The following is a 6,543-nucleotide window of genomic DNA, read 5'->3' on the forward strand; positions in this document are numbered from 1 at the left end:
TCCCGCAAGCGCGAGGCCGCCCCCTCATCCGGCCGCTTCGCGGCCACCTTCTCCCCGGTGGGGAGAAGAGACTGGCGCCAGCGCTCTCCTCTCCCCTCGGGGAGAGGTCGGATTGCCCCGAATTGTTCTTTGCAATTCGGTCTGGCAATCCGGGTGAGGGGGCCTTCGCCGCGTGAACCTACAGCGCCTTCGCAATCCTCGCCGCCAGCCGCGCATTGTTTTCCACCAGCGCGATGTTGGTCTTCAGGCTCCTGCCGCCGGTCAGTTCGAGGATCTTTCCCAGCAGGAACGGCGTCACCGCCTTGCCGGTGACATGTTGTGCTTCTGCGGCCTTCTGCGCGGCGTCGATATAGCCCGCCATCTCCTCAGCCGGGATTTCATGGTTTTCAGGCACCGGATTGGCGATCAGCATGCCGCCGGCGAGCCCCAGCGCTGCCCTCGTCTGGTAGAAATGCGCGATCTCTTCCGGCTTGTGCAGGGTCAGCGGCGCGCGGAACGGCGAATGCCGCGACCAGAAGGCCGGCATCGTCTCGCAGCCAAGGCCGATCACCGGCACGCCGCGCGTTTCCAGCACCTCCAGCGTCTTTTCGATGTCGAGGATCGCCTTGGCGCCGGCCGAGATGACAATGACCGGGGTGCGCGCCAACTCGTCGAGATCGGCGGAAATGTCAAAGCTCTTTTCCGCGCCCTTGTGCACGCCGCCAATGCCGCCGGTGGCGAACACTTTGACGCCGACCATATGCGCCGCGATCATCGTGGCGGCGACCGTGGTGCCGCCGGTGCGCCCTTGCGCCACGGCGAAGCCGAGATCGGCGCGCGACAGTTTCATCGCGTCGCCCGTCATCGCCAGCGATTCGCGCTCGCCGTCCGAAAGCCCGATCTTGATGCGGCCGCCAACCACGGCGATCGTCGCCGGTACGGCGCCGCCATCGGTGATGATCTTTTCGACATCGGCCGCCATGGCGCCATTGTCGGGGTAGGGCATGCCATGGGTGATGATGGTGCTTTCCAGCGCCACCACTGGCCGGCCGGCAGCCAAGGCCTGCGCCACCGGCGCGTGGATATCGATGAACGGGCGGGCGGTCTCAGGGGTCATTTTTATCTCCAATCCGGAGCGAAGCGCATCCACTTGGGCGCGAAAACTCCGGCGCTATGAATTCGCCGGTCTCATGCCACTTCCCTGGCATCCGGCACAAGAGCCAACGCTTCCGCGAAGCTCGCCGCGGTGAACTCCGGAACGGCGTTGGCGCTTTCGATGGCAAGCGTCGCCCCGGCAATGCCTTCGCGCAGAGCTGCCCGCAACGGCAGTCCTCGCAGCAAGGCAGCGACCGTTGCGCCCGCCAGCGCATCGCCGGCGCCGGTGACGTCAGCGACCTTTCTTGGTGGCGGCGGCAGGATCGAGAAGGCGCCGGCGTTATCGAAGCCTAGCATAGGGCTGCCGCCCGCCGTCACCACGCCGCTGACGAGGCCGCTGCATCGCAACCCGTCGACGACTTCGCGCTCCGTGGCATTCGCGGCGACGCCGGCCAGCACCATGGCCTCGCGCCGGTTCATGAAGACCAGCGAGAGCTCCTTCAGCACCGGCATCAGCCGCGTTACCTTGGCCGGAGAAATGGCAATGGCGAAAACCGGCTTGCCCGCGGCGAGCGCGACCAGCCGTTCCAGCGCCGAAGAGGGCAGGTTGGCGTCGCAGAAGACGGCATCGGCGGCAGCGATCACCTCTCGCACTTTGGAGCGCTTGATCTGCTTGGGAAACGCCAGATCATAGAGCGCCATGTCGGCAAAGCCGACGATGAGCTCGCCCTCGCTGTCGATCAGTGCCGTGTAGCTCGGCGTCGTGCGGTCGAGGAAGACCGCCGACAGGTCGGTAATGCCTGCCTCGGCAATGGCCCGCGAAACGGTGTCGGCAGCGGCATCGCCGCCGCGAACCGACATCAGCGACGCCACGACGCCGCGCCGCACGGCACTGCGCAAGGCGTTGAAGACGCCGCCGCCGACATCCTCGCGCATCGTGCCGGGATTGGAGGCGGCGGGCACGTAAGCGCCGGACACCTGGCCGCGCCGGTCGATATGGGCGCCGCCTATGGCCAGTATTTTCGCGGATTTCAGCATGCCGGCGATATGACCTTTGTTATTCCAGCCGCACAAGCGCTAGGCTGTGCGACGGAGCTTCGCATGCAAGGCGACGATTCGGCAGGTCGAAACAACCGAGTCGTCTGGCCCAACGCGTGGTGCATCCCTGATCGAATCCCTTGGACAAAAAAAGAACAAATCCGGATATTGTTTGTTTTTCAGATATTTGATCCCTCTTGCCAAATGAGAACAAAAAAGGTACAAATAGGCAGGGATTACGGATTGTCCGGCCTTCATTGACGACCAAGGGGTGATGTATCATGGCTCAGAATTCTTTGCGGCTGGTAGAGGACAAGGCAGTGGACAAATCAAAGGCTCTGGATGCGGCGCTGTCGCAGATCGAGCGGGCTTTCGGCAAGGGCTCGATCATGCGGCTCGGCGCCAACGATCAGGTCGTCGAGATTGAAACGGTGCCGACCGGCTCGCTTGGCCTCGACATCGCGCTTGGCGTCGGTGGCCTGCCGCGCGGCCGCATCATCGAGATCTACGGGCCGGAAAGCTCGGGCAAGACGACGCTTGCCCTGCACACCGTTGCCGAAGCCCAGAAGAAGGGCGGCATCTGCGCCTTCGTCGATGCCGAGCACGCGCTTGACCCGGTCTATGCCCGCAAGCTTGGCGTTGATCTCGAAAATCTCCTGATCTCGCAGCCCGACACGGGTGAGCAGGCGCTGGAAATCTGCGACACGCTGGTGCGCTCCGGCGCCATCGACGTGCTGGTGGTCGATTCGGTCGCGGCGCTGACGCCACGCGCCGAAATTGAAGGTGAGATGGGCGATTCGCTGCCCGGCCTGCAGGCCCGCCTTATGAGCCAGGCGCTGCGCAAGCTGACCGCGTCGATTTCGCGCTCCAACACCATGGTCATCTTCATCAACCAGATCCGCATGAAGATCGGCGTCATGTTCGGCTCGCCTGAAACTACTACCGGCGGCAATGCGCTGAAATTCTACGCTTCGGTACGCCTCGACATCCGCCGCATCGGCTCGATCAAGGACCGCGACGAGGTTGTCGGCAACCAGACCCGCGTCAAGGTGGTCAAGAACAAGCTGGCGCCGCCCTTCAAGGTGGTCGAATTCGACATCATGTTTGGTGAGGGCGTCTCCAAAACCGGCGAACTGGTCGATCTCGGGGTCAAGGCTGGTATTGTCGAGAAGTCTGGCGCCTGGTTTTCCTATAACTCGCAGCGTCTCGGCCAGGGCCGCGAAAATGCCAAGCTGTTCCTGCGTGACAATCCCGACACGGCACGCGAGATCGAGTTGTCGATCAGGCAGAATGCCGGGCTGATCGCCGAGAAATTCCTCGAGAATGGCGGCCCTGAGCGCGGCGATGATGACGGTTTCGAGGAAGAATCCGGCGCGATGTAACAGCTTCGTGCGCGATGCCGGCCGGAGTTCGGCCATAATCGCATTCTATTACCTCAGGCTTATGTAATCGAGTTCCGTGTTATTGCGTTTCGAAACCGCCGGCCCAGTGCCGGCGGTTTTGCGTTTTGGCGGCGAAATAGGGCCGGTTCGAACGACGGGAAAAGGCCGTGGATTGGACCAATTCCGTGTTTCTGGACAGGGTGAGGCGCGGCGGCTAAAAGGCCAAGTCCTAATCTTCTAAAACGCAGAGCCCATTTCCGCCGGTTTGCCGGCGGCTCTTCCGAAAAGGCAGCATTCATGAGTGGCGTGAACGAAATCCGGTCGACATTTCTCGACTACTTCCGCAAGGAGGGTCACGAGATCGTCGCGTCGAGCCCGCTGGTGCCGCGCAACGATCCGACGCTGATGTTCACCAACGCCGGCATGGTGCAGTTCAAGAACGTCTTCACCGGTCTGGAGAAGCGGCCCTATTCGCGCGCCTCGACCGCCCAGAAGAGCGTTCGCGCCGGCGGCAAGCACAACGATCTCGACAATGTCGGCTACACCGCGCGCCATCTGACCTTCTTCGAGATGCTCGGCAATTTCTCCTTCGGCGACTATTTCAAGGAGCGCGCCATCGAGCTTGCCTGGAATCTGATCACCAGGGAATTCGGGCTGAACAAGGACAAGCTGCTGGTCACCGTCTATCACACGGACGACGAGGCGGCCGGTTTCTGGAAGAAGATCGCCGGGTTTTCCGACGACCGCATCATTCGCATCGCGACATCGGACAATTTCTGGGCGATGGGCGACACCGGCCCGTGCGGGCCGTGTTCGGAGATCTTCATCGACCGCGGCGAACACATCTGGGGCGGCCCTCCCGGCAGCCCGGAGGAAGATGGCGACCGTTTCCTGGAATTCTGGAACCTGGTGTTCATGCAGTATGAACAGGTGACAAAGGAGGAGCGCATCGACCTGCCGCGCCCCTCGATCGACACCGGCATGGGCCTGGAGCGCATGGCGTCCATCCTGCAAGGGGTGGAAAGCGTCTTCGAGACCGATCTGTTCCGTCACCTGATCGACGCGGCCTCGTCCGCCGTCGGGCATGGTCCCGACAAGGAGACGGTCGCGTCCTACCGGGTCATTGCCGATCATCTGCGCTCGTCCTCCTTCCTGGTCGCCGATGGCGTGCTGCCCTCGAACGAAGGCCGGGGCTATGTCCTGCGCCGCATCATGCGCCGCGCCATGCGCCATGCGCAGCTGCTCGGCGCCAACGAACCGCTGATGTGGAAGCTGGTGCCGGCGCTGGTGCGCGAGATGGGTCAGGCCTATCCGGAACTGCTGCGCGGCGAACAGTTGATCACCGAGACGCTGAAGCTCGAGGAGACCAGGTTTCGCAAGACGCTGGTGCGCGGCCTCGGCCTGCTTTCCGAGGCGACCGAAACACTGCACGCCGGCGACATGCTGGACGGCGAAACTGCCTTCAAGCTCTACGACACCTATGGTTTTCCGCTCGACCTGACGCAGGATGCACTGCGCCAGCGCAGCATCTCGGTCGATCTTGCCGGCTTCACCAACGCCATGGAGCAGCAGAAGGCCGAGGCGCGCAAGCACTGGGCCGGCTCCGGCGACGCGGCGACCGAGACCATCTGGTTCTCGGTGCGCGAGAAGGCCGGCGCCACCGAGTTCCTCGGCTATGAGACTGAAGCTGCCGAAGGCATCATCCAGGCGCTTGTCCGGGATGGCAAGGCTGTCGACAGCGCCGGCATGGGCGACGCGGTGGCGATCGTCGTCAACCAGACGCCGTTCTATGCCGAGTCCGGCGGCCAGATGGGTGACACCGGTGTCATCTCCGGCGAAGGGTTCTCGATCGAGGTTTCGGATACGCAGAAGAAGGCCGACGGGCTGTTCGTGCATATCGGCAAGGTGGCCAGCGGCACGGTCAAGACCGGTGCCGCCGTCGAGCTGAAGGTCGACCATGCCAGACGCTCGAGGCTGCGCGCCAACCATTCCGCGACGCATCTTATCCATGAGGCGCTGCGCGAGGTGCTGGGCAGCCATGTCGCGCAGAAGGGCTCGCTGGTCGCGCCCGAGCGCCTGCGCTTCGACATCTCGCACAACAAGCCCATTTCGGCCGAAGACCTTGAGGAGGTCGAGCGCATGGCCAACGAGATCGTCGTCCAGAACGGCCCGGTGTCTACGCGCCTGATGTCGGTCGACGATGCCATTGCCGAAGGCGCCATGGCGCTGTTTGGCGAGAAGTATGGCGACGAAGTGCGCGTCGTGTCGATGGGCACCGGTGTGCATGGCGCCAAGACCAACCGGCCCTATTCGGTCGAGCTTTGCGGTGGCACGCATGTCCGGGCGACCGGCGACATCGGCCTGGTGCGTGTCGTATCGGACAGCGCGGTCGCCGCCGGCGTGCGCCGCATCGAGGCGCTGACCGGCGAGGCCGCGCGAAAATATCTCGACGAGCAGGACAGGCGTCTGAAGGCGACGGCAGCCGTGTTGAAGATTTCGCCGGCCGATGTGACGGCGCGCGTCGAGACGCTGCTCGAAGAGCGCAAGAAGCTCGAGAAGGAACTGACCGAAGCGCGCAAGAAGCTGGCGCTGGGCGGGGGATCGTCAGCCGATGCTCCAGCCGCCAATGAGACGGTCGCCGGTATCGGCTTCCTCGGCAAGACGGTCTCCGGTGTCTCGCCGAAGGATTTGAAGCCGCTGGCCGATGCCGGCAAGAGCTCGCTCGGCTCCGGCGTCGTCGTCTTCGTCGGCGCCGGTGAAGACAACAAGGCAAGCGTCGTGGTGGCCGTCACCGACGACCTCATCGGCCGCTTCAGCGCCGTCGACCTTGTCCGTGTGGCCTCCGCCGCATTGGGCGGGCAGGGCGGCGGCGGGCGGCCCGACATGGCCCAGGCCGGCGGCCCCGACGCTTCCAAGGCCGACGATGCGATTGCAGCGGTGAGGGCGGCACTCGAAGCGGCGTAGGTATTGAGACGTCCGCGGGACAGCGCCCCCCTCTGTCCTGCCGGACATCTCCCCCACGAGTGGGGAGATCGGACGTCGCGTCGGC

General features: G+C 64.0%; 4 protein-coding genes. 2 read left to right on the top strand and 2 right to left on the bottom strand.

Going from position 1 to position 6,543, the window contains the following annotated elements:
- Nucleotides 1-178: 178 nt before the first annotated feature.
- Together EN943_RS33475 and EN943_RS33480 are read right to left on the bottom strand one after the other, a co-directional pair.
- Complete coding sequence (locus tag EN943_RS33475) at nt 179-1,096, bottom strand: pseudouridine-5'-phosphate glycosidase (RefSeq protein WP_127416196.1); 918 nt, start codon at nt 1,094-1,096, stop codon at nt 179-181.
- Nucleotides 1,097-1,167: 71 nt separating this feature from the next.
- Nucleotides 1,168-2,112 (bottom strand): carbohydrate kinase family protein, encoded by a 945-nt coding sequence (locus EN943_RS33480; protein WP_127416197.1) that lies wholly within the window; start codon nt 2,110-2,112, stop codon nt 1,168-1,170.
- A 281-nt stretch (nt 2,113-2,393) separates the two neighbouring features.
- On the opposite strand from EN943_RS33480, the gene recA reads away from it, so the two are divergent.
- The gene (gene recA, locus EN943_RS33485; RefSeq protein WP_027036993.1) at nt 2,394-3,494 is read left to right on the top strand and encodes a recombinase RecA; all 1,101 of its coding nucleotides are present in this window, start codon (nt 2,394-2,396) and stop codon (nt 3,492-3,494) included.
- Nucleotides 3,495-3,791: 297 nt separating this feature from the next.
- Complete coding sequence (gene alaS, locus EN943_RS33490; protein ID WP_127416198.1) at nt 3,792-6,458, top strand: alanine--tRNA ligase; 2,667 nt, start codon at nt 3,792-3,794, stop codon at nt 6,456-6,458.
- Nucleotides 6,459-6,543: the final 85 nt, after the last annotated feature.

Origin of the sequence: Mesorhizobium sp. M7A.F.Ca.US.006.01.1.1, assembly GCF_003997935.1 — a bacterium.
Classification (GTDB): Bacteria; Pseudomonadota; Alphaproteobacteria; order Rhizobiales; family Rhizobiaceae; genus Mesorhizobium.

Excerpts from the sequence above, each read along its gene's own strand:
- EN943_RS33480 (WP_127416197.1), bottom strand. The coding sequence starts at position 2,112 with ATGCTGAAATCCGCGAAAATACTGGCCATAGGCGGCGCCCATATCGAC.
- recA (WP_027036993.1), top strand. The coding sequence starts at position 2,394 with ATGGCTCAGAATTCTTTGCGGCTGGTAGAGGACAAGGCAGTGGACAAA.
- EN943_RS33475 (WP_127416196.1), bottom strand. The coding sequence starts at position 1,096 with ATGACCCCTGAGACCGCCCGCCCGTTCATCGATATCCACGCGCCGGTG.
- alaS (WP_127416198.1), top strand. The coding sequence starts at position 3,792 with ATGAGTGGCGTGAACGAAATCCGGTCGACATTTCTCGACTACTTCCGC.